Genomic DNA, 26,932 nt, shown 5'->3' on the forward strand with positions numbered 1-26,932 from the left:
AAAAAAGTAATTGGCAGACGTAATCGCGAAGATTTAGCAACAGCCACACATACAAGAAGAAGTCTTATAAATGTAATTTTCAATAAGAATGTAATGGGTTGTGCTACCTGTTGTTTTCAAAATACTTTATTTTTGACAATATTTATACTCTACTAATCCCATAGACAAAGTTAAATTTAATATAATGATATCCAAAAGTTTTTTTAATTTTTTTTTGAATAGATAGAGTAGAGATGAATAAAATCGATGAAATTGTAGTTAAGTAATTGATTTTTAGATTTTTGTTTGAATAAAAAAGAGTATCTAATACTGGTTTTAAGTATTAGACACTCTTTTTTTAGTTTTTAAACTTCTAATTTAGTCATTGAAAAGAAGTTTTAATTGATTGAAATTATTCTCCAAACAATAAAAAAGCAATAATCAAGGTAATAACCACATTAAAAGACTGCGCAATCAAAAATGCATACAATGGTTTTTTAGTGTTGTTGCTGAATAAATCCTTAAAGTTGGTTTCTAAACCGATACTTGTAAAAGCAAGGGCAAACCAAATGCCTTGAATATTTTTCAGACTGTCTTTTACAGTATCTCTTGTTTCTGAAGTAAGTAGGAAAGAGAATACGACTGAAGCCGCAATAAAGCCAATTACAAATTTTGGAAAACGTTCCCAGATAACTCCCAATGTTGGTTTTGAGGCAACTACTTCGGCAGATTTATTATGCGTGTAGGTCCAGTAAACCGAGATTGCAAAAGCAGCTAATCCTAATAATACATTTTGTGAAAACTTGACAATGGTACTAATTTTCAAAGCGGTTTCTCCAACCAATGAACCCGATGCGACAACAGCGCCGGAAGTATCAATACTGCCGCCCAGCCAGGCTCCCGTAACTTCTTCAGGAAAATTGAAATATTGCGCAATAACCGGCATAAAAATCATCATCGGGATAGCGGTTACCAATACCATCGAAATAACATACGACAGTTTTTTTGAATCGCCTTTAATCGCTCCGGAGGTTGCAATAGCCGCAGAAACCCCGCAAATAGAAACCGCACTTGAAATCATCATAGTCAGTTCCTCATCGACTTTTAATTTTTTACACAGCCAGAAAGCAAAATACCAAACCGATAAAACCACTACCAAAGCCTGAATTAACCCTAAAGAACCCGCTTTAAGGATGTCTGAAAAAATTACACCGGTTCCCAATAAAACCAAACCAATTTTCACAAAAATTTCCGTTGAAAGTGCAGAACGAAACCATTCCGGCAGTTTGAAAAAATTGCCAATTGCCAGACCAATTGCCAGACTAAAAATTACGGCTTCTAAGTTAAGTCCTTTTATAAATGTATTTCCGGCTATTATCAGAGCAAAAACAGTCAATAGATATACGATTGGAAAACCCAATAAAAAGTTTTTTACCGATTTGCCAATTAAAAAAACAGCAATAGTTCCGATAATAATTAGATAAATAAACTGAACCAGCAGAATTTGCAGATTTCCAAAGGAAAATACATCTGCAAGTAAATCAGATCCGTTGGACCATTTGAATACCGGAACTTCAGGAAGAAATACAAACAGTGAAATTCCGATGATTAAGAATCCTAACAGTACGACTGTCCAGTCTTCGTGAAGGCTAAGTTGTTTTGTTTTTTGTGACATTTTTATATTATTTGTGGAGGTCATTTTACAAATCGACAAAATATTTTTGAGTACCAAAATCGAATTCATAATGCATTAAATTAGGCCATAAAGGTTTCACGAGTCCTTTTTCCCAGTTTTGTAATGCAGTCTGAAGTTCTTTTACTTTTGCCGGATTTTTTTTAGCTAAATCATTCTTTTCAGATTTGTCTTTTGATAAGTCGTAAAGCCATTTTTCATGTGTTTTGCCACTGATAATCAGTTTCCAGTCACCGCTTCTGATGGCTTTTGCATCTCCGGAACGCCAGTATAGATTTTGGTGTGCTTCTTTATTATTGTTAACTGTACTGATTAAGTCAACTCCGTCATAAATGCGGTCTTTTGGCAGATCAGAGTGAATCGCAGTCGCAATGGTGCTGAAAATATCCAGAGAGCTTACCGGTGTTTTGTAAACGGTATGCGGTTTGATTTTTCCTTTCCACGAAAGTGCAAATGGTACATTGATTCCGCCTTCAAAATGGGAGAATTTGCCGCCTTTGAGCGGTGCGTTGGTGGTGGCAAAAGTATAATCTGCACCGCCGTTGTCGCTGGCAAAAATGATTAAGGTATTTTCTTCAAGACCTTCTTTTCTGACTTTGGCAATGATTCTTCCAATAGCATCATCTAAGGCACTAATCATGGCAAAATACACCCGTTTGTTTTCATCTTTTACATTCGGGAAACGGTCGTAATATTTCTTTCGAACCTGAAAAGGCGTGTGCGGCGCATTAAACGGAACATACAGTAAAAATGGTTTTGTTTTATTTTTATCAATGAAAGCTTCGGCTTCGTCAGCAAATGTTTCGGTTAGATACGCCTTGTCTTTTATGATGGTTGTATCGCGACGGATTTGTCCAATTCCAACACGGCCATTGCCCCAAATCACCTTATCAGTAAAATCCTTGTGATGGTGATTGATGATATCCGGATTGTCATCTTCGGGAGCAAAAAGTGAAAATGCCTGATAAAATCCATAGTGATAATCGAAACCTCTGTCTAATGGAAAGAATCCTTTGTTGTGTCCCAAATGCCATTTTCCGATAATAGCGGTGCTGTATCCTTTTCTTTTTGCCAGATCGGCAAAGGTAATTTCAGACTGAGGCAAACCCTGAGTAGCGATTGAAGCATCGTTTGGGTATTCTATTTTTGGATTTAATCTCCAGCTGTCTGTATTGATCAGATATTTGAAAGCATAATATTCCAGATTGTTTTTTGGATATCGGTCGCCCGGTTGAAATTCGTGACCAAATCGCTCCTGATAGCGTCCTGTAAGCAATCCTGCTCTTGAAGGCGAACAAATGGATGAGGAAACATAACCGTCTGTAAATGTCACTCCCGATGCAGCCAAAGAATCTATTTGAGGTGTCGGGGTTGATTTTCCTCCGTACAGTGAAATGTCATATTTGCCCAAATCATCAGCAAGGAGAATGATAATGTTTGGTTTTTTTTCTGAAGTTTTGGAAGTGTCTTTTTGAGACAGAAATGCACTTTTTCCTTCAGCTAATTTTTCGTCAGGCTTAATCAGTTTTCCATCCATATTGATGGGCCAAAACAAAAATACAGAAGCGATAATGAGGACAATTAAAACTGGTAAACCAATCTTTTTAATTTTTTGGGATATTGCCATATAGATTTTGAGAATAAAATGAAGATTTTTTTTCTATTATTGATAAGATTTGATGGTTTTAAAATGATAAACCTACAAGGTTTTAGAAACCTTGCAGGATTAGCAAAAAAACAAAACAAACAAACTTTACTGTTGTGAAATTAAAAACAGGTGTCAGGCTGAGCGGAGTCGAAACCATTTAGAATTAAAAGTTTTCGACTTGGCTCAGGATGAACTTTAGTCGAAGCCCTTTACAACCAGAAAGCCTTCGACTCCGCTCAGGCCGACAGGTGTTCTGATTTTTTTTTCTTTAGCATTAATTATTCTGAGCCAGAATGACATCAACATCTTTTTTCAAATCAGAGAATCCCTCTTTTTTGAAAACAATCTGACCATTTTGATATAAAATCAGGGTAGGGAATACTTTTACAGTTTTAAGATCGGCAATTACCTGTGGGCTTTCTTCGAGTTCGATTTCGACAATTTTTACTTTCTCTCCGTATTCAGCTTTAATGGCTTCCAGAACAGGTTTTACTTTTTTACACGGAGCACAATATTTAGAACCAATATCTACTAAAACAGTATTATTATCAGCAATGATTTTATTGTATTCATCCAAAGTCAGTTTGCTTTTGGAGTTTACATAAAAAGGTTTTCCGTTGCCAATCCAGTTGGCAATTCCGCCCTCTAAACTATAGGCTTCCTTAAAACCTTTTTTTAATAAATCATCTGCCAGCCAGACACTTCTTCCGGCTCCGATAGAATAGGTAAAAACAGGTCTTGACTTGTCTAAAGCCGCAATATGTTTGGCATAATCTTTCGATTCCAGATTAAAATTTACTGCTCCGTTAATATGGTTCAGAGCAAATTCTTCAGCTCCTCTGGCATCAATGATCTGCGGATTCTTCTCATTTTGGATTTTGCTGTAAAAAACATCCAGTGAGACTGTATTTGAACTTTTATTTTGCGCAAAAACAAGTACTGTAAAAAGCAGAGTTAAGGCTGAGATACTGTTTTTAAATAGTATATTTTTCATCGTATTTTAAGATTGAACTGTTTCGAATGCAGGCTGGTTTTCTGTAACAGTATTTGAATTTGATTTTAACGGTACAGAAAGAACGCCTTCTGCCAGTGCACTTCCTTCTTTTTTAGATTTGAATATCGGCCAAAGAAACTGTGCATACCATTCTTCCTGTTTGTATGATTTGATTCCGTATGATTTTGGAAACTGGCGCGTAATCAAACCTGTTCCGAAGATGACATCCCAGATAAAAAACATGTTTCCGAAGTTGCCTTTAAAATGTCCAACACCATCACCGCTTGTATCTGCGTGATGTGCGTGATGCGTAGCCGGAGTCGAAATCAAACGTTCTAATACCCACGCAATCGGATGTAAAACTTTGTATTTATAAAGCGGTTTGTCCCATGCAATACTGGAATGTGCTCCTAAAGTGATGAGGCTTTTAATCACTAAAACAAACAGAGCAGGAAGTCCCAAACCTAAATAAGTCAAAGTTGCCGTTAAATAAATCTGAGAAAAGAAAACGGTGTAAATAAAGTTTTGTCTCGAAAGCATTGCCATTCCCATGTACGGAGCCGAGTGATGCGTTCTGTGAAAACGCCATAAAAACGGAACCTGATGATGCAAACGGTGGTACCAATATTGCGTTAAATCATCGGCTACGGCAATTAAGAAAAAGCCTCCCCAAAACGGAACCCATGAAAGTGAGTTTTCAAGATTTGGAATTACAACTGGTAAAACCTTCAGGCTAAAAAAAGCAATAACCGCAGGTAAAATTAATTTTGGGGCAAGAAAACTTACAATATCAATTTTACGTTCTTCGCCTGTCCATTCGTCATCGTATAAGCCTGCTGTAAATTCGATGATTCCCAATACAATCATAAAAACGGTTAATCCCCAGGTACGGATGTTTTCGAAAGCAGGTTTTATAAATTCTAAAAAACCAGGTAAGGCAATATGCGATTCGCTTACCACACCATTACTTAATTTAAAATACAGATAAATTGCCAGCACAGGCAGCGTGTAAATAAAAAGACTGATACTTAAATCTCTTGTCAGATTTTTGTTTGAATTTTGAACTGTTGCCATGATTTCTTATTTTAAAAATTGATTGATTATTGCTAAACCTCCAGCCAAAATTGCCAGCGGTACTAAAAAAAGAATTGTTCCCACGACAATCTTTTTTCCTATAATTTGATAATCTATTAGTTTCATGAGTTTTGATTTTTAATTAAACATTTTAGTCCAGAACCGGATAAACTGTATATTTTTTGGGTTGTTCTTTTCCGGTTACTATCAGTGCATCTGTTACTTCAAATTGATTTATACTAAAATCGGTTTCTTCGTTAATTTTATCACCCGGATTCGATATTTCTATAACTTCCTGTTTTACTTCAGCCATGATTTATTATTTAAAAATTAGATATAATAATGCCAGAACACCAGCCAAAAGAGTTAATGGTAATCCAAAAAGGATGGTTCCTGCAATAATTTTTTTTAGAATATATTTAAAGCTGATTCGTATCATAGCTGTTAATTTTTAAAATTCGTTATGCGCTCTCTTGATGATCTTTTCGGTTACCCTTTTTCTAAAAATATTCAAACTGACTACATTCAAAGGGTTTTATGTTCTTTAGTTATATGTATTTAGTAGAATTTATAAATACAATATTTTGCTTTTCAATAACTCCAAATGTATAAGCGTAATAGGGTTTTAAAAATCAGGACTATTAAAATCAATAGTCCCGATTTTTGTTTTTGTTTTTAATTATCACTACCGCCTTTGGTAGCCTCTTTAATTAGCTCCTGAAGATTTTTACCTTTATCAGCACCGGTATTGTGTATTTTTCGTCCTAATACATCCTGCCAGTCAATTAACGGATACACATTGTTTTCTTTGGCTTGCTCATCAAACAGTTTTTTAAGTTCCTCTAATTTTTCAGGATACTTTTTAGCCAGATTATTACGTTCGTTAAAATCTTCGTTTAAGTTATACAGTTCCCAAACATCATTATCAAAATTGCTTGCTTGTGGTGTTCCGTTTTTGCCAGCGGCTTTCAACAAAGTAAACGGATCCGGATGAGCTGCAGCAGCTTTCCAGCCATCTTTGTAAATCGCTCTGTTTCCAAAAATGTAGTAGTATTGTACTTTGTGAAGAGATTCTGCTTTGGCATTATTTAAAGAGCTGTACAAAGAAGATCCCTGAATGATGTCCTGTTTGATTCCTTTGATATATTCCGGAGCTTTTATCCCTGCAATATCAAGGGTTGTAGGAAGAATATCGTTTACATGACTGTACTGATTTCTGATTCCGCCTTTATCTTTAATTCCTTTTGGGTAAAAAACAATCAAAGGATTACGGGTTCCTCCTTCAGATTGTGCGTCCTGTTTCCAGTTTTTAAAAGGAGCATTGGTAGCCTGAGCCCATCCTAAAGGGTAATTAGTGTTAAGTCCCTGAGGTGTTCCTATTTCTCCAATATTGGCTAAATTATCCTGAAGATTTTTTTCGTCAGAAGATCCCTGAGCAAAAATACTTTGGTTGATGGTACCTTGTGTGGTACCTTCTTTACTGGCGCCATTATCTCCAATAGCCACAAAAATTACAGTGTTATCTAACTGGTTTGTTTCTTTCAGATAATTAACGACTCTTCCTATTTCAGCATCTGTATACGAAAGGAATCCTGCGTAAACTTCCATAAATCGGGCATAAACCTTCTTTTGGTCCGGAGTCAGTTTTTTCCATTCTCCAATCAGTGGATTACGTTCCGGCAATACAGCGTTGGCAGGAATTACACCCAGTTTCTTTTGGTTGGCCAGTACTTTTTCACGATAAACATCCCAGCCTTCATCAAACTTTCCTTTGTATTTATCACTCCATTCTTTAGCAACCTGATGCGGTGCATGAGCAGCTCCCGGAGCATAATATAAAAAGAACGGTTTTCCCGGCGCAGCTTTTTGCTGTTTTTGAATATAACTGATGGCTTTATCTGTAATCAATTCGTTCAAATGGCGTCCGTCACCTTTGATGTGAGTCTGGTCTTCTACCAAATCAGGGTTGTACTGATCCGTTTGTGATCCTAAGAATCCGTAGAAATGATCGAAACCTTTTCCGGTTGGCCATCTGTCAAATGGTCCTGCATCAGTAGCGTCTTCATCCGGAGTAACACCATATTTACCCACTGCAAAAGTATTGTAGCCATTCTCTCTTAAAATCTCTGCAATTGTTCCTTTATCAGATGGAATTCTTCCGTCCCAGCCAGGAAAACCTGCCGATAAAATAGTATGAGAGAAACCGCTCACATGAACTCTTCCGGAGTTTCTTCCGGTCAATAAAGCCGCACGGGTAGGGGCGCAGATGGCTGTGGTGTGAAAATTGGTATAACGTAATCCGTTATTTGCCAAAGCATCAAAAGTAGGCGTTTCGATTAGTCCGCCAAAAGCAGTCGTAGCGCCAAATCCAACATCATCCAGTAGAATCCATACCACGTTAGGAGCACCGGCCGGAGCTTTTACCGGATCTGGCCAGTATTCTTTTGATTCGGCTAATGTTTTACCGACAGTTCCCTTAAAATCTGCATTTGGCTGATTTTGGGCAAAACCCAGTTGAGCAAGAAGCAATGCAGTAATCAAAAGCCCTTTTTGCGGGCTTTTGACTGTGATGTTGTTTTTAAAATTTTTCATGATTATAATTTTTTTATGGTTGGTTATTAATATCCTTCATTTTGTGGAAGACCATCCGGATTCTGGTCTCTTTCACTTTGTGGAATCGGGTATAAATTATTTCTTTCTGAAACAGATGATTTTCCGGGTACCTTTTTTACTTCAGAAACCAATCTTCCCCAGCGAACCAAGTCAAACCAGCGCTGTCCTTCCTGAACAAACTCTTTGGTGCGTTCTGTAAAAATCGCTTCTTTAAATTGTTCTTTTGTCAATCCGGCTAAGTCAACTGTTGCATCCGGAGTGTCAATTGGTTTTCCAAAAGCCCTTCTTCTCACTTTATTGATGGCTTCGTAAGCTTCTGCTGTCGGGGTGTTTTCCTGTTCATTTATCGCTTCCGCTAATGTTACAAGGATATCTGCATAACGAATGATCGGGAAGTTGATAGACACATTTGCTCCATTCGATAAAATGGTTACGTCCAGATATTTTCTGAAAATAGGTTTCGGAAAAGTGTATAATGTACCAGTCGACGGATTCAGTAATTGTTTGGCATAAGTAGCATCCCGACGTGTGTCACCAGGTGTGTAAATGTCATAAAACAAACTTACATCTGAGATGATATCTGCCGGTTCAACTGGAGCAAAGCCTGCAAAAGAAGTTCTCATAAAAGTACTCCCGCTGCTTCCGTTTCCGGCCTGATTTGGCTCGAACTGAACAGAGAAAATATGCTCTTTTCCGTTTTTAGTAGTTTTATTAAAAATATCCGAAAAGTTCGAAAAAAGACCATATCCATAACCTCCGTTAATCACTTCTTTGGCTTTCAAAATAGCATTCGGCCAGTCTTTTCTGGTTAGATATACTTTCGCCAAAATAGCTTTTGCAGCGCCCGATGTCGCCCGGCCTGCGTTATTTGCTGTATAGGTTGATGGCAAAGCTTCGGCATCTGTCAAATCTTTAATAATCTGAGTATACACTTCATCTACAGTTGCTCTGCTCTCTTTTAAATCTTCGATAGCCAATGATGTAGGTTCATGTAAAACTAATGGAACACCTCCCCATAAACGAACAGCATGAAAATAAAGTAGTGCTCTGATAAACTTCGCTTCGTTTATTAATCTGGTTTTTAAAGCTTCTGTTCCCTGTACTTTCGGAATATTGTCTATGGCAACATTGGCTCTGTTGATCCCGCTGTAAATCTGGCGCCACGCCACCTGAATTCTGTCTGTATTAGCATCATAAGACAAAGCGCTAATGGCACGTACGTTTTGGTTAATCGCTGATGCTCCTGCTGCTGCATAATCAGTTCCCATGTCGGTTAGGAAGTAAAGGTTTCTTCCAAAAAGACTTTGCTCTGTTCCGTCATAACTTAAAGAAGCATAAACAGCGGTAACACTCGCAATAGCATCATCATCCGTATTATAAAAATTTTCTTTGGTAACAAACGATGTTGGGGCAACATCTAAATCTGTGCACGATGCCAGCAGGCTTGCACTTATAAGGAGTAGGAATATTTTTTTCATCTTAAATACTATTTTTTAATTAAAAAGTGACGTTAACACCACTTATAAATGTTCTTGAAGTTGGATAAGCTCCGTAATCTATTCCAGGCAACAAATTGCTCTGTCCGTATGAACTGATCTCAGGGTCAAAACCGCTGTACTTGGTCCAGGTCACTAGATTTTGTGCAGATACATAAAATTTGATGGCTTTGGTCTTGATTTTGGAAGCAATATTTTTTGGCAAAGTATATCCCAGTGTAACGGTTTTCAAACGGATATAAGAACCATCTTCGATATAACGGTCAGATACCACAGTTGCTGGAGAGTTAGCTGCTCTCGGAATTTCCTCACTTGGTTTTGTTGTAGTCCAGTGATCTCTTAAAGCTCCTGCAGCATTGTTCCCTAAAGTCGGAATCTCTAATTGCTGGTTGATTGCGTTGTAGATTTTACCTCCAAAAGCACCTTGGAAAAAGAAGTTTAAATCGAAATCTCTATAAACTAATGTATTGTTTAAACTGGCAACAAATTTTGGCTGTGCGCTTCCTAAGTTTACTTTATCGTAAGCCGCTGTAATTTTTCCGTCAGGGACACCATTTGGGCCGCTGATGTCTTTGTATCTTCTGTCTCCTGGCTTTGTATTGGCAATACTGTTTAAGGTAGGTTGCGTATTAATTTCATCCTGATTCTGGAAAACACCATCTGTTCTGTAACCCCAGAATGTTCCCAAAGGCTGTCCTACTTTTACGATAACCGGCTGTTGTAAACTTAAAACGCTGCTTGGTGCAACCGGAAAAAACTGCTGTACGCCATTACCGATTTCAACCACTTTATTTTTGTTGATCGAGTAATTGAAATTGGTATTCCATAAAAAACTGTCTGTTTTGATGTTTTCTGTAATAATGCCAACCTCGAATCCTTTGTTTTCAACTGCACCAATGTTTTGTAAAACAGAAGTATAACCAGAATTTAGCGGAATCGGTACATTTACTAATAAGTCTGTTGTTTTTTTGTAGTAAGCGTCTAAAACCAGGCTGATTTTTTTATTAAAGAAATCAAAGTCAAGACCTGTGTTGTATTGTGTTGTTTTTTCCCATTTCAAATCCGGGTTTGATAATCGGGTAGGGGCAAAACCGGTATAAATAGTTCCTCCAAAAGAATAATTTACAGAACCTAAAGAAGCTAACGCAAGATAATCCCCAATTTCCTGGTTTCCGGTTGTTCCGGCACTCAGCCTTAATTTGATATTGTCCACATTCCTGATGTTTTTAGCAAAATTTTCTTCGGTAACATTCCATGAAAAACCTGCAGAAGGGAAGAATCCCCATTTGGAATCAGAACCAAATCTTGACGATCCGTCAGCACGTGCAGAAACAGAGAAATTATAGCGGTTTAGGTACGAATAATTAACTCTCCCTAACCATGATTGTAAAACGCTTTCAAAAGCATCGCTTGTTGGTTTTATTGGTGTTCCGTCCTGCAACGCATTGTATCCGTTCAGATCATTTACAAAATTTGTGGCTCCTGAAGTTGCTACTTCTCCTTTAGAATATTGAATAGTATATCCTGCCAAAGCTGAAAGCTGGTGTTTATCTTCTCCGAAAGATGTGTTGTAGTTTAAAGTGTTTTCATTTAAAACAGAGCTTACTAATTTATTTCCAACAGAGGCATATCCTTTGGTTTCAATACCGTTTGTAGTGTTTGATGGTGCGTAGTAATTTTGTTTGGTACTAATGATATCAGCATTTACAGTTGATTTGAGTGCCAGGTTTTTTGCCAGTTTGTATTCTCCCCACAAAGAGCTAAGTGTTCTGTTGATTTTGGTTTCATTGGTAATATTTTCTAAATCGTTAATTGGATTTGAAACATAACCGTTGATTGACGCTACATAAGGATTATTAGTTACGTTAAATGACCCATCAGCATTTTTTATAGGTACAACAGGCGCTGTCAAAAGTACCCCGGCAAGTGTATTTGGAGCTGTTAGTGCTGCGCTGGAACTATTCGCACTCATACCATTAAAATCAGAATTGGTTAGGGTTGCAGTTACACCAAACCGGAACAAATCGGTTACGTCTTTTTCGTAGTTAATACGCAATGAAAGTCTTCTGAAATCAGACCCAATGACGATTCCGTCCTGTTTGAAATAGTTGGTTGAAACCGAATATCTTGAAGTCTCATTCCCACCCGAAAAACTCAGTTGATGATTTTGAATCGGTGCTCCTTTTCTAAAAGCCGCATCCTGCCAGTCATAATTGCCGGTTGTTTTAAAATCTTCAATTTGCTGAGGTGTAAAAGAAGGCGTCTGACCAAGACCAATCTGAATATCATTTCGTAAAGTAGCCCATTCGCTGGCGTTTAACAAATCTATTTTTTTTGTAATATTCTGAAATCCAAAATAGCCCTGATATGTAACATTATCCTGTCCCTTTTTACCTTTTTTAGTAGTAACCAAGATAACACCGTTTGCACCTCGGGATCCATAAATTGCAGTAGCAGAGGCATCTTTAAGAACCTCAATAGATTCAATATCAGACGGGTTTAAAGTTGACAACACATTTACACCGGCTCCTGAAAGCGCTACACCTGCAGAACCGTTATTGTTGTCATTATAAACCAGAATTCCATCGATAACATATAAAGGTTCGTTACCTCCGGTAATGGAGTTTCCGCCACGAATTCGGATACTCGAAGAAGCTCCCGGCTGGCCTGAACTCTGAGTCACCACTACTCCGGCAACGGCACCTCTTAATAAGTTATCAGCTGATGAGGTTACCTGATTTAAATTGGCTTTTGGTATCGAAGAAACAGATCCTGTTATATTTTTCTTGCTTTGGGTTCCGTATCCTACAACTACTAATTCCTTAAGTTGCTGTACATCTTCTTCGAGTTCAATTGTGATAGGACTTCCATCTGCTACAACTTGTAATCTTTTGTAGCCTATGATACTAACAATTAAGGTATATGGGAATTTTTGTCCCGTTTCAAAAAAGAATTTACCGTCAATATCAGTGGTTACGCCGTGAGTTGTTCCTTTAATCTGAACGTTAACTCCCGGTAACGGCTGTTGTGTAATTTTGTCAACAACAGTTCCGTTTAGAGTCGAATTTATTATAAATTGTGTGTTTTGTGCCTGAATTTGCAGGGAAATCAATAAAATTGCTCCCCATAAAATGAGATTTATATTTTTTTTCATTTCTTTGTATTGGTTTAAGTAATTAACAAGGAGTCCTGAAAGTTGATTTTTTTCAACTCTCTCGTGTTTCCTTTATTTAGCGATAAATATTCTTTAGCCTTGCCATTTCTGTTGCCGCAGAAATGGCTTTTTTTATTTACAGCAACTGTTGTGCATCTTTTTCATTTTGGTAATTTTAGTTGTTAATTGGACATTTTTTTGTTTATAGAAATAGTACTCTTTTTGATACAAATGAATCGTAACAAGAAGATTTTGCAATGAATAAGGTTTATGTTTTTATTAGGATTGTTTATTTCAATATGGTGTGGATAATTGAACATAAACATTTTTTTGCTTTCAGAGTTAGCAACAGGAGCACATACAACAGCAAGACGCGTTATAAGTATTTTTTTTAGAAGAAATAAAATACGATATATTTTCCGTTGTTTTCAAAATATAGTTTTTATGGTTTTAAATACAAATTCAAACTCTACTAATCCTATAGACAAAGTTAATTTTAATATAATAATAACCAAAAATTTGTTGAATTTTTTTTCAAAATAATTTTTTAAATTAAAAGAAGATGAGGTTTTTTGTTTTTAATGTATTGATTTACAGTGTTTTGATTTTGTTTTGTTTTAAAATAGATGTTAAAAATATTTTTAGGGAATCTGGCGAAACATAATACTTTATACATTAGTTTGTACTTTTTTAACACTGCATCATGGTGAAATACGAACTTAAAAATGATACCAAACATCGCTTTTAGTTTTAAAATCAAATTTTATAGAGAAAAAGAGGATGTGATTTAAACCGTGAGTTTAAAATAATTAGAGTAATTTTATAAAGAGAAAAATAAATTAAAAAATTGTAACCATACTAGTAAAAAATACTTATATTTGTATTAAGTATTTATACTTAGTTTTATATTTGTGAAAATGATACAAGTAAATGAAGCTTTAGCAATAGTAGCTGAAAACAGTTCAAAAATGCCATTACAAAAAATTGCGGTCAGAAAAGCACTGGGATATGTTTTGGCAGAAACGGTTTATTCGCCAATTGCAATGCCGCCGTTTCGTCAGTCAGCAATGGACGGTTATGCTTTCATTCACAGTATAAAACATCAATACGATGTGGTAAGCAGTTCACAAGCGGGAGATTATTCTAATATAAAACTGAAAGGAAATGAAGCAGTAAGGATTTTTACCGGCGCATTTGTTCCTGATGATGCTGATACAGTGGTGATGCAGGAGCATGTGATGGCGAATGAAAATTCGATCTTAATAGCCCAAATGCCTGAGCAGTTTGCAAATGTTCGCGCAAAAGGGGAGCAGATCAATAAAGGAGAAGTGGTTTTTGAACCGAATACGCTAATCACGCCCGCTGCAATTGGTTTTCTGGCCTGTTTGGGAATTACAGAAATTACAGTTTGCAAAAAGCCAAAAGTAGCCATTTTGGTAACCGGAAACGAATTGGTAAAACCGGGTAAAAAATTGCCAAAAGGTAAAATTTACGAAAGTAACTCAGTGATGCTTGAGGCTGCGCTTCAAACGATTGGTGTAAATAAAACCAAGGTTTTTAAGGTAAAAGACAATCTTAAAGCAACGAAGAAAGCCTTAAAAGGCATTCTCACAAAATATGATGTGGTTTTAGTCTCGGGCGGAATTTCGGTTGGGGATTATGATTTTGTAAAAGAAGCATTACTGAAAAACGGAGTAGAAGAGCTTTTTTACAAAATCAATCAGAAACCGGGAAAACCAATGTTTTTTGGTTCTAAAAATGAAACATTGGTTTTTGCTTTACCCGGAAATCCGGCTTCGTCACTGACTAATTTTTATGTGTATGTGTATCCGGCAATCCGAAACCGAATGGGATTTTCAGATATTCATTTACCGAAAGTAATCCGAAAATTAAATACGGATATTAAAAATACTTCCGGAAAAACATTGTTCTTAAAAGCGTTATATGATGAAACCCATGTAACGGTTTTAGACGGCCAGAGTTCGGCAATGCTCAATACTTTTGCAACAGCAAATTGTTTGCTCATTGTACCAAATGATGTTGAAAACCTTAAAAAAGAACAATTGGTAACATTATTGCCGATTGATTAATGTTTTTAGAAAATAGAAAAAAGAGTATAGAAAATAGATTTTGATGTAAAACACTGAAAAGCAGTATGTAAATAAAAACACACAGAAACCTAAAACAAAGAAAACCTGAAACAAAAAATATGCAGTTACTTACTTCCGAAAATATAATTTTATTCAGCTTCGCATTGATTGTGATTGCGTTTTTGTACTCAAGTGTAGGACATGGCGGGGCATCAGGGTATTTGGCCTTAATGACTTTTTTTGCTTTTCCGGTAGCGATAATGAAACCTTCGGCGTTGTTGTTGAATTTGTTTGTTTCGAGTATTTCGTTTTTGTTTTATTACAGAATGAATTATTTCAAACCAAAGCTTTTTTATCCGTTTGCGATAGGATCTATTCCTGCTGCTTTTATTGGCGGATTTATTACACTGGATAATACAATTTATAAAGTTATTTTAGGAATTGTACTGGTGTTTGCAGCTCTGAGACTGTTCGGAATATTTAATTTTAAGGAAAAAGAAGCTGTTCAGATCAAATTACCTTTTGCATTGGCAATCGGATTCGTAATTGGATTGCTTTCAGGGATGCTAGGAATTGGCGGCGGTATTATTTTAAGTCCGATTTTATTGTTTCTGGGATGGGCTTCGGTAAAAGAATCGGCGGCTATTTCAAGTCTGTTCATATTTGTCAATTCATTTGCCGGAATGTTAGGATTTCTTTTGGGAGGAAAAATAATTCCGACAGAAAGTTTTTATTTGGTTCCGATTGCAGTGATAGGCGGAATGTTAGGCGGATTTTACGGAAGCGGTTATTTTTCGAACAAAACATTAAAAATAGTATTAGGAACTGTGATTTTGATGGCAAGTATAAAGCTCATATTTCCTTAGCAAAATTGATTTAAAGATTTAAAGATTAATACAAGCCTAGATTGGAATTTGGAATTTAAAAACTTGGGATTTATAATTTGAAACTTTAAACCTTAAACAAATTAATTAATCATGGAAAAACTAACAGCATTTATTCTTTGTGGAGGGAAAAGTTCCCGAATGAAGTCTGAGAAAGGATTGGTTCTGTTTCAGGGAAAACCATTTATTGAACACATAATTCACGCTGTCTTGCCTGTTACAGAAAACATTGAGTTCATAACGAATACTAAGGAATACGATTATTTACCATACAAGAAGTCTGCTGATATAGTGAAAGATAAAGGCCCTTTGGGGGGAATTTATACAGCATTGGAAAATTCTGAAACCGAATTTAACCTGATTCTAAGTTGTGATATTCCGTTAATTTCTTCGGAATTGCTAACGGAATTAGTTTCAAAACACAATCAGGAAGCTCAAATTACTGTTTTTGCGACAGAAAGCAGGATTCATCCTTTAATCGGAATTTATTCTAAAAAAATAGTGCCGGTTGTAAAAGAAGCGATTGATAAAAATGAACTGAAAATGATGGATTTTCTATCGAAAGTGCCTCATCAGATTATAAAAATAGAAGAAAGCGAAAACTTTCCTTTAACGAACATTAATTCGGTTGACGAATTAAACGACCTGAATATCAATTTAAGTTAATAGATTATGCAAAACTCAAGAACACCAAAGTTAACAGTAGTAGGCGCAGGCCCGGGAGATGTTGAATTGATTACGCTGAAAGCAATTAAAGCGTTAGAAAATGCCGATGTAGTTTTGTATGATGCTTTGGTTAATGAAGAATTACTGCAATATGCGACTAAGGCAGAGATTGTTTTTGTGGGGAAACGTTTGGGTTGTCATGCTTACACACAGGATCAAATTAACGAGTTGATTGTTTCGATGGCTAATCGTTACGGACATGTGGTTCGTTTGAAAGGTGGAGATCCGTTTATTTTCGGGCGCGGAAGCGAAGAAATCGAATATTCAGAAAAATTTGGTCTGGAAACCGCTGTGGTTCCGGGAATTTCATCAGCTTTAGGCGTTCCTGCTTCAGTAGGAATCAGTTTGACGCAACGAAAAGTAGCAGAGAGTTTCTGGGTAATTACAGGTACCACTTCAAGTCATGAATTGTCCAAAGATGTACATTTGGCTTCAAAATCAGCTGCAACAGTGGTTATTTTGATGGGAATGCACAAGTTAGATGAAATCATTTCGATTTATAAGGAAAACAGAACTGACGATTTACCGATTGCCATTATCCAAAACGGAACTAAAAATTCAGAACAAAAAGTAGTGGGTAACATTAGTTCAATTACTAAATTAGTTGCCGAAAAAAATATTTCATCACCAGCGATTATTGTAATTGGTGAAGTGGTGAAAAATACTTCAAAACTGACCTCTTATTTTCAGGAACATTTTGAAGACGAATTTATATTTCAGAATTTAAATCTATAATAATGATTGAAGTTAAGTATTTTGGAGCTATCGCCGAAAAAACGCAATGCTCATTCGAAAATGTGGTTTCTTCGAATATTTCCCTGCAGGATTTATTGCAGGATTTAGAAGAAAAATACAAATTCGAAACGCTATCATTCAGTGTTGCCGTCAATCAGAAAATAGTTTCAAAAACAACAGATTACGCTTTGAAAACAAGTGATATTGTTGCTTTATTGCCTCCTTTTGCCGGAGGATAATTTACAATTTATGAATGCATCTTCCCGTTATAACCGACAAGTAATCCTTTCTGAAATTGGAGAAACAGGCCAGTACAAATTATTAAAATCCAAAGTTTTAATTATTGGTGCAGGAGGCCTGGGTGCTGCGATATTGCCTTATCTGGCAGCTGCCGGAGTTGGTGAAATCGGAATTGTGGATGATGATGTTGTGGAACTTTCAAATTTACAGCGTCAGGTAATTTATAAAAATTCATCTGTCGGAAAATACAAGGTTGAAGAAGCCAAATCCATGATGGCAACATTAAATCCCGAGGTTAAAGTAAACGCCATTGCTGAAAAACTTTCCGGTAAAAATGCCATTAGTTTATTCGAAAAATATGATATTGTTGTGGATGCAACTGATAATCTTCAAATAAAATACCTGATAAATGATGCCTGTCTGATTACGAATAAACCAATGGTTTACGGATCAATTTTCAGGTTTCAGGGGCAGGTTTCGGTTTTTAATTATCAAAATGGCCCAACTTACAGATGTTTATATTCTGATGAAAACAGTTCGTCTGTGAATTGTACGGATGCGGGAGTTATCGGAATTTCAGTTGGAATTATTGGAATGATGCAGGCCAATGAAGTCATAAAAATGATTCTGGAAACAGGAGAAATTTTAAGTGGAAAAATATTGGTTTATAATGTTCTGAATAACGAACAGCAGAAATATGATTTTGAAAAAAATGATTCTTTTGTAATGGATAGAAATACTTTTGAAGAAAAATATTCTCAAAAAGAAAACCGTGTCGAAGAGATTTCAGCTGAAGCAGTTTTGAATCAAATTGATAATGAAGAGGTCTTGTTTTTAGATGTTCGTAATGCAGATGAACTTCCAAAAATAACATTTAAAAACAGCATTCAGATTCCGTTAATGAATTTGGAAAATGAAATTGAAAAACTGAATCCGAATCAAACGATTTATGTTTTCTGCCAATCCGGAATTCGAAGCAAAATGGCTGTTGAATTGCTTCAGAAGAAAGAGTTTAAAGATGTGAAAAGTATTGAAGGCGGTGCTTTGGTGATTCAACAATTATTAAAAGAAGAGAAAATATAGCTGCAGATTATATGGGTTAGTGGATTATAAGTTAGATTGTCACCCTGAGCGGAGTCGAAGGGCGACCCAATTGGACTCAGGCTTCGACTCCGCTCAGCCAGACAAAAGCAATAGAAAAAAAAATCCTTTTTATCTGTGAAATCAGTGGCAATAAAAAATAAAGAAAATGAGTAAAAATGTATTTGTAGAAGGACCAATTTCTCCCGAATTTATTGCGGAGTCGATTGCCAAACATCAATCCAAACATACAATTGGGGCACACAATATTTTTCTGGGTCAGGTTCGCGCCGATGTGATTCATGATAATACGGTTGTGGCCATTGATTATTCGGCTTATACCGATATGGCAAACGAAGCCTTGCATACAATTCGTGAAAAAGCATTTGCCAAATTCGATTTGACCTGTATGCACATTTACCACAGTTTAGGAGTGGTAAAAGCAGGAGAAATCTGTCTGTTTGTCTTTGTTTCAGCAACAAGACGCAAACAGGTTTACGAAGCCACAGAAGCCATCGTAAACTGGATTAAAACAGATGTCCCGATTTTTGGCAAGGAAATGTTTGAAAACGATACATTCACATGGAAACAAAACACCTAAAATGGTAGATATTACGCATAAAATAAGCACATTAAGAGTCGCAACCGCTACAGCAATTGTCAAAGTCAGCAAACAGGAGACAATTGATGCAGTTGTCAATAATCTGGTGCCAAAAGGAAATGTGTTCGAAATGGCAAAAACGGCCGGATTATTTGCGGTAAAAAATACACATTTATCGATTCCGGATTGCCATCCGCTGCCAATTGAATTTACTTCGGTAGAATATAACATTGAAGGTTTAGAGATTCAGATTATCTTTAAAGTAAAAACCGTTTATAAAACCGGAGTAGAGGTAGAGGCGATGCACGGAGCTTCAATTGTAGCATTGACGATGTACGATATGTTGAAACCAATCGATAAGGAAATCGAAATTTCAACCATCAAATTAATTAATAAAGAAGGCGGAAAATCGTCTTTCAAAAATAAATTTCCGTACTCAATAAAAGCAGCGGTTTTTGTTTGTTCCGACTCCATTTTTACCGGTGATAAAGAAGACCGATCCGGGAAAATCATTGTAGAAAAGTTAGAATCTTACGGTGTTGAAACGACTCATTATGAGATTATTCCGGATGAATTAGAAATTATTCAGGAAAAGACAAAGGCTTTCGCCAAAGACAATCAGCTGGTTATTTTTACAGGCGGAACCGGATTGTCACCAAGAGATGTCACGCCTGAAGCACTTTCGGCAATATTAGAAAGCCGAATTCCGGGTATCGAAGAAGCCATTCGCGATTACGGGCAGCAGCGAATGCCCTATGCGATGTTATCGAGAACCGTTGCAGGAACATTAGGAAAAAGCCTGGTTTTGGCCTTGCCGGGATCAACAAACGGAGCAAGAGAATCGATGGACGCTGTTTTTCCACATGTGATGCACGTTTTTCATATTTTAAAAGGAAAAAATCATGACACCCTCTAAAACCATTTTGACGGATGATTTTGGGCGAAAACACAACTATTTGCGTATTTCGTTGCTGGAGAAATGCAATTTGCGTTGTACGTATTGCATGCCTGCTGACGGAATTGCGCTGTCTCCCAAAGCCAGTTTAATGACAGCTGAAGAGATTTTTGCAATTGCCCAGACTTTCGTAGAAAATGGTGTGGATAAAATCAGACTGACGGGAGGAGAACCTTTATTGAGAAAGGATTTTCCTGAGATAGTTTTGAAATTATCGACATTAGAAATTTCACTTTCAATCACGACCAACGGAATTTTAATTGACCGTCATATTGAAGTTTTAAAACAGGCCGGGATAAAAAAAATCAACCTGAGTTTAGATACACTGGTTGCATTAAAGTTTCATTCGATAACACTTCGAAATCAGTTTGAGAAAGTGATCGATAATCTGCATTTATTGCTGAATCACGATTTTCAGGTAAAAGTGAATGTGGTTTTGATGAAAGGTTTTAATGATAACGAAATTGTGGATTTTATCAATTTAACGGAATCATTACCCATTTCGGTGCGCTTTATTGAATTTATGCCTTTTGCCGGAAACGAGTGGGACAGAAGCAAAATGGTATCACAGAAAGAAATTTTATCACAAGTTGAAGAATGTTTTAATTTGAATAAAATTCAAAAACTGGAGGATGAGAAAAACTTCACGGCCAGAACCTATAGAATCAAAGGTTTTCAGGGCGATTTCGGAATCATAAGCTCAATTACAAATCCGTTTTGTGATAGCTGCAATCGAATCCGCCTGACGGCAAACGGAAAAATTAAAAATTGTCTATTCTCGAATTCTGAGACTGATTTACTGACAGCTTTCAGAAATGGTGAATCGATTACGGAATTGATTTCGGCTTCTGTTAAAAGCAAGAAAAAAGTCAGATCAGGTATGGTTACAATTTCTGAAATGGATGATCCGAAACTGCACTTTGATAATCGAAGTATGATTGCGATTGGGGGATAATTTTTTTGTACAATTTTGTCATTTCGACTGAAAGGAGAAATCACACAAGAAACTCCATGAAGTGAGTATCCAATCTTTGTCGATATACTAGTGTGATTTCTCCCAAAAGGTCGAAATGACAAAGTGTGAAAATAAAAAAAAGGTTCAACTTTATTCAAGTCAAACCTTCCTTCTGAAATTATTTTTTCTTTTTAGCTTTTGCCTTTTTTTGAGACTTAGCTTTCTTTTTGGCTATTTTTTTAGCTTTAGTTTTGTCCTTCGCTTTTTTGGCTTTTTCTTTTTTCTTAGCCTTCGCTTTTAGTTTTGCTTTTTTAGCTTTCTCCTTCTTTTTATCCTTTTTAGCTTTCTCTTTTTTCTTAGCTAATTTCTTTTTCGCTTTTTCCTTTTCTTTATCTTTCACTTTTTTGGCTTTTTTAGCAGCTTTGTCTTTTTCAGTTTTTTCAACTTTTACCGCCTGGTTAGTATTCTCTTCTTTCAATTCAGTAACTGGTGTTTCAGCACCTATAGTTTTATCCTCTGTTTTTGTGTCTGGAGCTAATACTTTTTTTGCAGGAGCTCTCCTGATAGTTGGTTTTGCAGTAGTAGTTTTTACGGCTGGCTTAACCGGAGTAGTTGTTGCTGCAGGTTTAGCTGTTGTAGTTTTAGCAGGAGTAGCTTTGCGTACAGGTGTTTTTTTGACAGGTGTATTTTCAGCTTTTGCAGGTTCTGTAACAGGTTGTACAGCTTCTGTTTTAGGAGAATCAATCTTCTCAGGATTTGTTTCTTCGGTCTTGTTTTCCATAATATAAATGCATTTAAGTGAGGATTATCTTTATAAATGTAACTAAATTGTTAATTTACAGTTAAGTAAAGATAATTATAAAACAAGTTTCCCAATGTTAAGTTTTTAGTTAAAAAATAACAATAACTTATTGAAAAAGAATTGGTTGATTTTTTTACTGAAAATAAAAGCCAAAATTTCTTAACAATTCTACATGAAAAATCAGGTGAATTGCGGTACAAATAAGACTTCAGAGAGTTTAAAAAAAAAGAGCACACCAGTCTAATAAAACATTATACCTTTTCTGGCTGGGTCGCCAAAAAAGGTATAATGCAAAGCTGAATTAATTTTTAATCTTTAACAAAAAACTATTCCAATTCTTTAGGCTCGTTATTTTCGGGTTCTTCTTCAATAAAATCAAGTTCTAACGCTCTCACCGTTTGTACAGCATTTCCGGCGATTCCACGAATAGATCCGTACATTCCTAAGGTGTTATGAACTACTTTTTCGATTTGCTTTTCGCGTTGTTTCCAGATTCGCTGCATGGCTCTTTTTTCAGCATCCAGATCACTTTGCATTTGAGTGAAGCCTTCTACAATTCCTTCTATTTGTAAACGGAATTCGTTGCTGGTTAAGAAATCGTACAACATCGACATTTTATCGCCTTTGTTTTCCTGTGCCTGAACAGCCTGGCTCACCTGAATGATTGACTGACGCAGAACAGCGCTCAAGCCTTTAAACTCGTCATACGTACAAATCCAGATGCCATCTCGCATTCCCATTCGCTCCATTCCGGCCGGCATTACTTCGGTGACTAAAACACCTATATTGGCTCTTTTGGTTCTGATATCGTTTTTGAATTTCTCAATCCAGGATGGCTGAAACGCTTTAGTTCTTTTGCTTTCGTAATAAATCGAACCGCAGTTTTGATGTTCTCTTGTGTTTACAATCTGAAGACAATCAGCACCATTTGCTCCTTTTTTAACCTCTTCAATGCTGTCAAGTGGAAAGTTGTTTGCAAGCCATTCTTCAATCGCCAGTTCCATTACTTCGCCCTGCAATTGCATGGAACCTTGTTCCTGCTTGCGTTTCATTTCCTCGGTAAGCTTTTTTTGTTCTTCGAGCTGTTTCTGAAGTTCTTTAAATTTTAACTCGTTTTTATCGTCTTCCTGTTTTCTGATTTTTTCGCGTTCTAAAGCTAATTGTGCATTTAGCTGTTTTTCGGCTTCGGCCTGAATCGCTTCCTTCATTTCCAGTTTTTCACGCTGTAATTTGGCGATTTCACCTTCCATTTTGTTCAATTCCCTGATTTTTTCAGACTTTTCAGAAAGTTCCTTTTCCATCAATAACAAACGGTCTTTGTTTTCTTCTTCGAGCTTGATTTTCAGCTTTTCACCAATTTCTTTTTCCGCATTTTTCTTTTCACGCTCGAGACGTTCGGCAAAAAGTTCGTTTTCCTGCTTTTTTTTCGCTTCAAATTCGGCTTTGGCTTTTTCGAATTGTTCGTTTTTAAGTTCTAATTCACGGTTTTGAATATTCGCTTTTTGTTGAAATTCTTTACGGATGCTATCTTCCAGCTGGTGTTTTAAAACATCATTTACATCGATAGGAGTTCCGCAGTTTGGACACTGAATTGAAGATTGTTCAGCCATTTTTTATTGATTTTATGGAGTAGAATTATAATTTGCTAAGGTATTTAAAAGTTCTCTTTTTATGGTATGGATTACTGTACTAAATTGTAACGAATTTTTGTTATAGCCACGAATTTCTTTAACTTTTTTGTTTCACGCAGATTTAAAATGATTTGAGCAGATTATAGAGATATTTCCATGCAGATGTCATTTCGACCAGAGGGAGAAATCACACTAGAAACTCGACAAAGATTGGTGATTTACTTTGCGGAATTTCTAGTGTGATTTGCTTCGCCAGTTCGCTTCGCTCGGGTCTCCTTCGTCGAAATAACACAAAATGATAAAAACTTACCATCCTAACGGCTTTGTGACAATAAAAACTCAACAGCAGATTGCGTGATTTCAGAATGATCGTCTTTTGAAGTGATTAAGGAAACATTGGTATATAGATTAACTTTTTTCAATTCAATGAAACCAATTTCTATGTCTTGATTATTTTTTGCAATATTCGAAGGCACAATCGAAATCCCCAATCCGTTTTTGACTAATTGTACTATTGAGTTGATGTTGTTCGCTTCGTGAATGATCTTCGGCTTGAAGCCATAAAATGCGCAAAGTTCTAATAAGACTTGGTGATAATGCGGTGCGTAATCTTTGTTGAAAAACACAAATGTTTCATCTTTCAGATTTAAAATATCGTTTTCTGATTTTATCTGAACGGTATTTTTATTGTAAACTAATGAAAATCCATCTTTAAACCATAAATATGATTTAATTTTGGGCGAATGAATTGGTGATCTGATAATTCCCATTTCGATTTTCCCCTGTTCCAAAGCATCGATTTGTTTGGTGGTGGAAACTTCAAAAAGCTTGAAATTGACGTATGGAAATTGCGCTTTCAGATGTTTTATTAAATCAGAAATAACAGAAGAATAAATCGAACTGATATAAGCGATCCTGAATTCGCCCGAAACGTTCTCTGCGATCTTTTTTGTTTTCACCGAAATGCGTTCCAGATGTTGAAAAAGTGCCGTTACTTCTTCTTTAAAATATTTTCCGGCTTCCGTAAGTTCTACTTTTTTGTTGTTTCGAATGAAAAGCTTTGCCTGAAGTTCTTCTTCCAGTTCAGCAATTTGCCGACTCAATGGAGGCTGTGAAATAAAGAGTTTTTCTGAGGCTTTGGTGAAATTCAGTTCTTCGGCCACAGCCAGAAAATATTTTAAGTGACGTAATTCCATGATACTTTTAAGGTATTATTAATTGATAAAAATAGTATTTTTAAAGTATTTATGAAAGAGGTAGTTTTGAAATATAAAAATAAACCTCTCGCAGATTTAAACAGATTTAGTAAATTATTAATTTAGATAAAATCATTTAATCATAATAATTTCCCGATCATATAATAGCAAAAAGATTCGCTCAATCTGCCCAATCTGTGAGAGATTGCAAAAAACAAAGACCATGAAAAAATCAACTATTGCAGAAATTAAAGAACGATTTGATAATGATGTCGAACGATTTGCGAATTTAGAAACCGGACAGGTTGCAACTATCGACGCTACTATTTCCTTAGAATTAATAACCGAAGCTTCAAAACGCATTGTTCCGAATGCAGCAACTGTTTTAGATGTAGGTTGTGGAGCCGGAAATTACACTTTAATGATGTTGACTAAAGTACCGGACTTAAACTGTACTTTGGTCGATTTGAGTTTGCCCATGTTGGACCGTGCTTTTGAGAGGGTTTCGAAAGCAACAAACGGAAAAGTCGAAATTAAACAAGGTGATATTAGGGAAGTTGATTTAGAGGAAAACAGTTTTGATATTATTTTGGCAGGCGCAGTTTTGCATCATTTGAGAGACGATCAGGATTGGGAAACGACTTTTGCTAAATTGTTTACATTATTGAAACCAGGCGGTTGTTTGATGATTTCTGATTTAATCACACAAGACACTGATTTGTTGAATGATTATACATGGCAGCGTTATGGTGACTATTTGGAAGGAATAGGAGGGGCAGAGTACCGTCAGAAAGTTTTGGATTATATTGAGAAAGAAGACTCGCCGAGATCTATGAATTATCAATTGGATTTGATGAAAAAAGTGGGTTTTTCAAAAGTCGAAATTTTACATAAAAATATGTGTTTTGGGGCTTTTGGAGGAATAAAATAAAATTGCTTTTAAGTCTGAATTCCTTAGTTTGGTTTTTTGACTGAACTAATTTAGAACACTTATCGTCTGATTTAGAGTATCTATCGGCTTGCATTTGCTATCTGTATATTATTTGTTTACTGAATGTAAAAAAAGTGTTGCTTTGTGGTATCAAGTTTTATTTTCGTTTCACAATAATTCAAAATATATAGATGAGCAATAATGAGCAATGGAATCGCAGAAATTTCCTGACTACTATAGGCGGAGCAGGAGCGGTTTTAATGTTAAGTCCGCTTTTGTCCTGGGCAGCAGTTGATCCAGATCCTCGAATAGCGGCTATCGTTGCCAAAACATTTGGTATTGATACCCATAATCATATTGATGTTCCGTTAATAAAATCGGAACTTCCGGGGCCAAAAGTAGATTTGGCGGGTGAATTAAAAAAATCTGGTTTGTCGGCTATTTGTATGACTTTTGCGGTTGATTATCAAAAATTGGTTAATCCCGGAGATGCCTACGAAAGATTTTTAAACGGACTTACGGCAATGGATGAAATTTTAAAGTCTAATTCGATAAAACGTGCTTTCAATTATGATGATTTAAAATTGGCACATAAACTCAAACAGCCAATAGTTATTCAGTCTGTAGAAGGTGGTCATTTTCTTGAAGGTAAAATTGAACGTTTACAGGTTGCTTATGACAGAGGTTTAAGGCATTTGGGCTTACTTCATGACAATGATGCTTCGGTTCCGTTAGGGGATATTTTTACAAAAACACCACAATGGGGCGGACTAACGTCTTTTGGAGCTGAAGTTATTAAAGAATGTGAAAGACTGGGGATTTTAGTTGATTTATCACATTGTGATAATAATACGGTAAATGGAGCTTTAAAAGTGGCAAAGAAACCTGTTTTAGTTTCTCATACAGGACTTAATACTAAACTTGGTACAAATGAGTTTATGTCTAAAATGATGATGCCGAGGCTTATAAACAAAGAACAGGCAAAAATTGTGGCTAATAATGGCGGTGTAATTGGAGTCTGGACGCATCTTGCTGATTCGCCGGCAGAATTTGCTGATAATATAAAAGCGATGGTTGATGTAGTGGGTATCGATCACGTTTGTATAGGAACTGATACGAAATTAACTCCTGCATATCGTTCTCCAACAGATAAAGGCTGGGGTGGAGAAGGTAATAAAAAACCTCAGGGTAGTCCTGATGGTCCGCCAAAAAGAGAAGGTGAACATAAAGATCAAAGAGGTCCGAGGCCGGAAGGGAATAAAAAGCCAGGCGGAGGTGGTACAAATCAAGCGTGGGAGAGTCAGAAACAAGGGTTTTATTATACTGTTGTGGAAGCTTTGTTAAATACCGGTTTTAAAGAAGAAGAAATTGCTAAAATTGGTGGCGGAAACTATTGTCGAATATTTGATGCTGCTACTAAGAGATCTTAATTCAGTTGATGAATTAATTATAAAA

The 26,932-nt window shown here is 36.2% G+C and carries 22 protein-coding genes; 11 read left to right on the plus strand and 11 right to left on the minus strand.

Going from position 1 to position 26,932, the window contains the following annotated elements:
- Positions 1-391: 391 nt before the first annotated feature.
- From AAEO57_RS09525 to AAEO57_RS09560, 8 genes are all read right to left on the minus strand, one after another.
- Complete coding sequence (locus AAEO57_RS09525) at positions 392-1,654, minus strand: YeiH family protein (RefSeq protein ID WP_341691966.1); 1,263 nt, start codon at positions 1,652-1,654, stop codon at positions 392-394.
- A 25-nt stretch (positions 1,655-1,679) separates the two neighbouring features.
- Positions 1,680-3,299: a sulfatase-like hydrolase/transferase gene (locus tag AAEO57_RS09530; RefSeq protein ID WP_341691968.1), complete on the minus strand. Its 1,620-nt coding sequence runs from the start codon at positions 3,297-3,299 to the stop codon at positions 1,680-1,682.
- A 295-nt stretch (positions 3,300-3,594) separates the two neighbouring features.
- A complete protein-coding gene (locus AAEO57_RS09535) occupies positions 3,595-4,314 on the minus strand; it encodes a thioredoxin domain-containing protein (protein WP_341691971.1) in 720 nt (239 codons plus the stop codon).
- 6 nt (positions 4,315-4,320) lie between these two features.
- A complete protein-coding gene (locus AAEO57_RS09540) occupies positions 4,321-5,388 on the minus strand; it encodes a sterol desaturase family protein (protein ID WP_341691973.1) in 1,068 nt (355 codons plus the stop codon).
- 151 nt (positions 5,389-5,539) lie between these two features.
- Positions 5,540-5,701 carry a hypothetical protein gene (locus AAEO57_RS09545; protein ID WP_341691976.1) on the minus strand — a complete coding sequence of 54 codons (162 nt, stop codon included), beginning with the start codon at positions 5,699-5,701 and terminating at the stop codon, positions 5,540-5,542.
- A 362-nt stretch (positions 5,702-6,063) separates the two neighbouring features.
- On the minus strand, positions 6,064-7,980 hold the full coding sequence (locus AAEO57_RS09550) for an arylsulfatase (RefSeq protein WP_341691977.1): 1,917 nt from the start codon (positions 7,978-7,980) through the stop codon (positions 6,064-6,066).
- Positions 7,981-8,006: 26 nt separating this feature from the next.
- Positions 8,007-9,479, minus strand: coding sequence for a RagB/SusD family nutrient uptake outer membrane protein (locus AAEO57_RS09555; protein ID WP_341691980.1), 1,473 nt, complete (start codon positions 9,477-9,479; stop codon positions 8,007-8,009).
- A 19-nt stretch (positions 9,480-9,498) separates the two neighbouring features.
- Complete coding sequence (locus tag AAEO57_RS09560; RefSeq protein ID WP_341691981.1) at positions 9,499-12,651, minus strand: SusC/RagA family TonB-linked outer membrane protein; 3,153 nt, start codon at positions 12,649-12,651, stop codon at positions 9,499-9,501.
- Between the two features lie 917 nt (positions 12,652-13,568).
- Here AAEO57_RS09560 and AAEO57_RS09565 point away from each other — a divergent pair.
- From AAEO57_RS09565 to moaA, 9 genes are all read left to right on the plus strand, one after another.
- Positions 13,569-14,741 carry a molybdopterin molybdotransferase MoeA gene (locus tag AAEO57_RS09565; protein WP_341691983.1) on the plus strand — a complete coding sequence of 391 codons (1,173 nt, stop codon included), beginning with the start codon at positions 13,569-13,571 and terminating at the stop codon, positions 14,739-14,741.
- Between the two features lie 119 nt (positions 14,742-14,860).
- A complete protein-coding gene (locus tag AAEO57_RS09570) occupies positions 14,861-15,607 on the plus strand; it encodes a sulfite exporter TauE/SafE family protein (RefSeq protein ID WP_341691984.1) in 747 nt (248 codons plus the stop codon).
- Between the two features lie 111 nt (positions 15,608-15,718).
- Positions 15,719-16,291 (plus strand): molybdenum cofactor guanylyltransferase, encoded by a 573-nt coding sequence (locus AAEO57_RS09575; protein WP_341691985.1) that lies wholly within the window; start codon positions 15,719-15,721, stop codon positions 16,289-16,291.
- Positions 16,292-16,297: 6 nt separating this feature from the next.
- Positions 16,298-17,086 carry a uroporphyrinogen-III C-methyltransferase gene (gene cobA, locus AAEO57_RS09580; RefSeq protein WP_341691987.1) on the plus strand — a complete coding sequence of 263 codons (789 nt, stop codon included), beginning with the start codon at positions 16,298-16,300 and terminating at the stop codon, positions 17,084-17,086.
- Positions 17,087-17,088: 2 nt separating this feature from the next.
- Positions 17,089-17,325, plus strand: coding sequence for a MoaD/ThiS family protein (locus AAEO57_RS09585; RefSeq protein WP_341691989.1), 237 nt, complete (start codon positions 17,089-17,091; stop codon positions 17,323-17,325).
- 10 nt (positions 17,326-17,335) lie between these two features.
- Positions 17,336-18,409, plus strand: coding sequence for a molybdopterin-synthase adenylyltransferase MoeB (locus AAEO57_RS09590; protein WP_341691990.1), 1,074 nt, complete (start codon positions 17,336-17,338; stop codon positions 18,407-18,409).
- A gap of 166 nt (positions 18,410-18,575) precedes the next feature.
- Positions 18,576-19,007, plus strand: coding sequence for a molybdenum cofactor biosynthesis protein MoaE (locus tag AAEO57_RS09595; protein WP_007807486.1), 432 nt, complete (start codon positions 18,576-18,578; stop codon positions 19,005-19,007).
- 1 nt (position 19,008) lies between these two features.
- Entirely contained in the window at positions 19,009-19,923 is a 915-nt protein-coding gene (gene moaCB, locus AAEO57_RS09600) for a bifunctional molybdenum cofactor biosynthesis protein MoaC/MoaB (RefSeq protein WP_341691991.1), read from the plus strand.
- Complete coding sequence (moaA, locus tag AAEO57_RS09605; protein ID WP_341691992.1) at positions 19,910-20,917, plus strand: GTP 3',8-cyclase MoaA; 1,008 nt, start codon at positions 19,910-19,912, stop codon at positions 20,915-20,917. The genes moaCB and moaA overlap by 14 nt, the downstream gene beginning before the upstream one ends.
- A 178-nt stretch (positions 20,918-21,095) precedes the next feature.
- Here the strand turns inward: moaA and AAEO57_RS09610 are convergent, their stop codons facing one another.
- The 3 genes from AAEO57_RS09610 to AAEO57_RS09620 form a co-directional block, all read right to left on the minus strand.
- Positions 21,096-21,698: a hypothetical protein gene (locus tag AAEO57_RS09610; protein WP_341691993.1), complete on the minus strand. Its 603-nt coding sequence runs from the start codon at positions 21,696-21,698 to the stop codon at positions 21,096-21,098.
- A gap of 347 nt (positions 21,699-22,045) precedes the next feature.
- Positions 22,046-23,329 carry a DUF2130 domain-containing protein gene (locus AAEO57_RS09615; protein ID WP_341691994.1) on the minus strand — a complete coding sequence of 428 codons (1,284 nt, stop codon included), beginning with the start codon at positions 23,327-23,329 and terminating at the stop codon, positions 22,046-22,048.
- 335 nt (positions 23,330-23,664) lie between these two features.
- Positions 23,665-24,546, minus strand: coding sequence for a LysR family transcriptional regulator (locus tag AAEO57_RS09620; RefSeq protein ID WP_341691995.1), 882 nt, complete (start codon positions 24,544-24,546; stop codon positions 23,665-23,667).
- Positions 24,547-24,769: 223 nt separating this feature from the next.
- Here AAEO57_RS09620 and AAEO57_RS09625 point away from each other — a divergent pair, with 223 nt between their 5' ends.
- Both AAEO57_RS09625 and AAEO57_RS09630 read left to right on the plus strand, forming a co-directional pair.
- The gene (locus AAEO57_RS09625; RefSeq protein ID WP_341691997.1) at positions 24,770-25,477 is read left to right on the plus strand and encodes a class I SAM-dependent methyltransferase; all 708 of its coding nucleotides are present in this window, start codon (positions 24,770-24,772) and stop codon (positions 25,475-25,477) included.
- A 191-nt stretch (positions 25,478-25,668) separates the two neighbouring features.
- On the plus strand, positions 25,669-26,907 hold the full coding sequence (locus AAEO57_RS09630; RefSeq protein WP_341691999.1) for a dipeptidase: 1,239 nt from the start codon (positions 25,669-25,671) through the stop codon (positions 26,905-26,907).
- Positions 26,908-26,932 lie beyond the last annotated feature (25 nt).

Origin of the sequence: Flavobacterium calami, from assembly GCF_038290035.1 — a bacterium.
Lineage (GTDB): Bacteria > Bacteroidota > Bacteroidia > Flavobacteriales > Flavobacteriaceae > Flavobacterium > Flavobacterium calami.

What these genes read in the sequence shown, in the direction of transcription:
- AAEO57_RS09525 (WP_341691966.1), bottom strand. Translation starts at nt 1,654, where the DNA reads ATGTCACAAAAAACAAAACAACTTAGCCTTCACGAAGACTGGACAGTC.
- AAEO57_RS09530 (WP_341691968.1), bottom strand. Translation starts at nt 3,299, where the DNA reads ATGGCAATATCCCAAAAAATTAAAAAGATTGGTTTACCAGTTTTAATT.
- AAEO57_RS09535 (WP_341691971.1), bottom strand. Translation starts at nt 4,314, where the DNA reads ATGAAAAATATACTATTTAAAAACAGTATCTCAGCCTTAACTCTGCTT.
- AAEO57_RS09540 (WP_341691973.1), bottom strand. Translation starts at nt 5,388, where the DNA reads ATGGCAACAGTTCAAAATTCAAACAAAAATCTGACAAGAGATTTAAGT.
- AAEO57_RS09545 (WP_341691976.1), bottom strand. Translation starts at nt 5,701, where the DNA reads ATGGCTGAAGTAAAACAGGAAGTTATAGAAATATCGAATCCGGGTGAT.
- AAEO57_RS09550 (WP_341691977.1), bottom strand. Translation starts at nt 7,980, where the DNA reads ATGAAAAATTTTAAAAACAACATCACAGTCAAAAGCCCGCAAAAAGGG.
- AAEO57_RS09555 (WP_341691980.1), bottom strand. Translation starts at nt 9,479, where the DNA reads ATGAAAAAAATATTCCTACTCCTTATAAGTGCAAGCCTGCTGGCATCG.
- AAEO57_RS09560 (WP_341691981.1), bottom strand. Translation starts at nt 12,651, where the DNA reads ATGAAAAAAAATATAAATCTCATTTTATGGGGAGCAATTTTATTGATT.
- AAEO57_RS09565 (WP_341691983.1), top strand. Translation starts at nt 13,569, where the DNA reads ATGATACAAGTAAATGAAGCTTTAGCAATAGTAGCTGAAAACAGTTCA.
- AAEO57_RS09570 (WP_341691984.1), top strand. Translation starts at nt 14,861, where the DNA reads ATGCAGTTACTTACTTCCGAAAATATAATTTTATTCAGCTTCGCATTG.
- AAEO57_RS09575 (WP_341691985.1), top strand. Translation starts at nt 15,719, where the DNA reads ATGGAAAAACTAACAGCATTTATTCTTTGTGGAGGGAAAAGTTCCCGA.
- cobA (WP_341691987.1), top strand. Translation starts at nt 16,298, where the DNA reads ATGCAAAACTCAAGAACACCAAAGTTAACAGTAGTAGGCGCAGGCCCG.
- AAEO57_RS09585 (WP_341691989.1), top strand. Translation starts at nt 17,089, where the DNA reads ATGATTGAAGTTAAGTATTTTGGAGCTATCGCCGAAAAAACGCAATGC.
- AAEO57_RS09590 (WP_341691990.1), top strand. Translation starts at nt 17,336, where the DNA reads ATGAATGCATCTTCCCGTTATAACCGACAAGTAATCCTTTCTGAAATT.
- AAEO57_RS09595 (WP_007807486.1), top strand. Translation starts at nt 18,576, where the DNA reads ATGAGTAAAAATGTATTTGTAGAAGGACCAATTTCTCCCGAATTTATT.
- moaCB (WP_341691991.1), top strand. Translation starts at nt 19,009, where the DNA reads ATGGTAGATATTACGCATAAAATAAGCACATTAAGAGTCGCAACCGCT.
- moaA (WP_341691992.1), top strand. Translation starts at nt 19,910, where the DNA reads ATGACACCCTCTAAAACCATTTTGACGGATGATTTTGGGCGAAAACAC.
- AAEO57_RS09610 (WP_341691993.1), bottom strand. Translation starts at nt 21,698, where the DNA reads ATGGAAAACAAGACCGAAGAAACAAATCCTGAGAAGATTGATTCTCCT.
- AAEO57_RS09615 (WP_341691994.1), bottom strand. Translation starts at nt 23,329, where the DNA reads ATGGCTGAACAATCTTCAATTCAGTGTCCAAACTGCGGAACTCCTATC.
- AAEO57_RS09620 (WP_341691995.1), bottom strand. Translation starts at nt 24,546, where the DNA reads ATGGAATTACGTCACTTAAAATATTTTCTGGCTGTGGCCGAAGAACTG.
- AAEO57_RS09625 (WP_341691997.1), top strand. Translation starts at nt 24,770, where the DNA reads ATGAAAAAATCAACTATTGCAGAAATTAAAGAACGATTTGATAATGAT.
- AAEO57_RS09630 (WP_341691999.1), top strand. Translation starts at nt 25,669, where the DNA reads ATGAGCAATAATGAGCAATGGAATCGCAGAAATTTCCTGACTACTATA.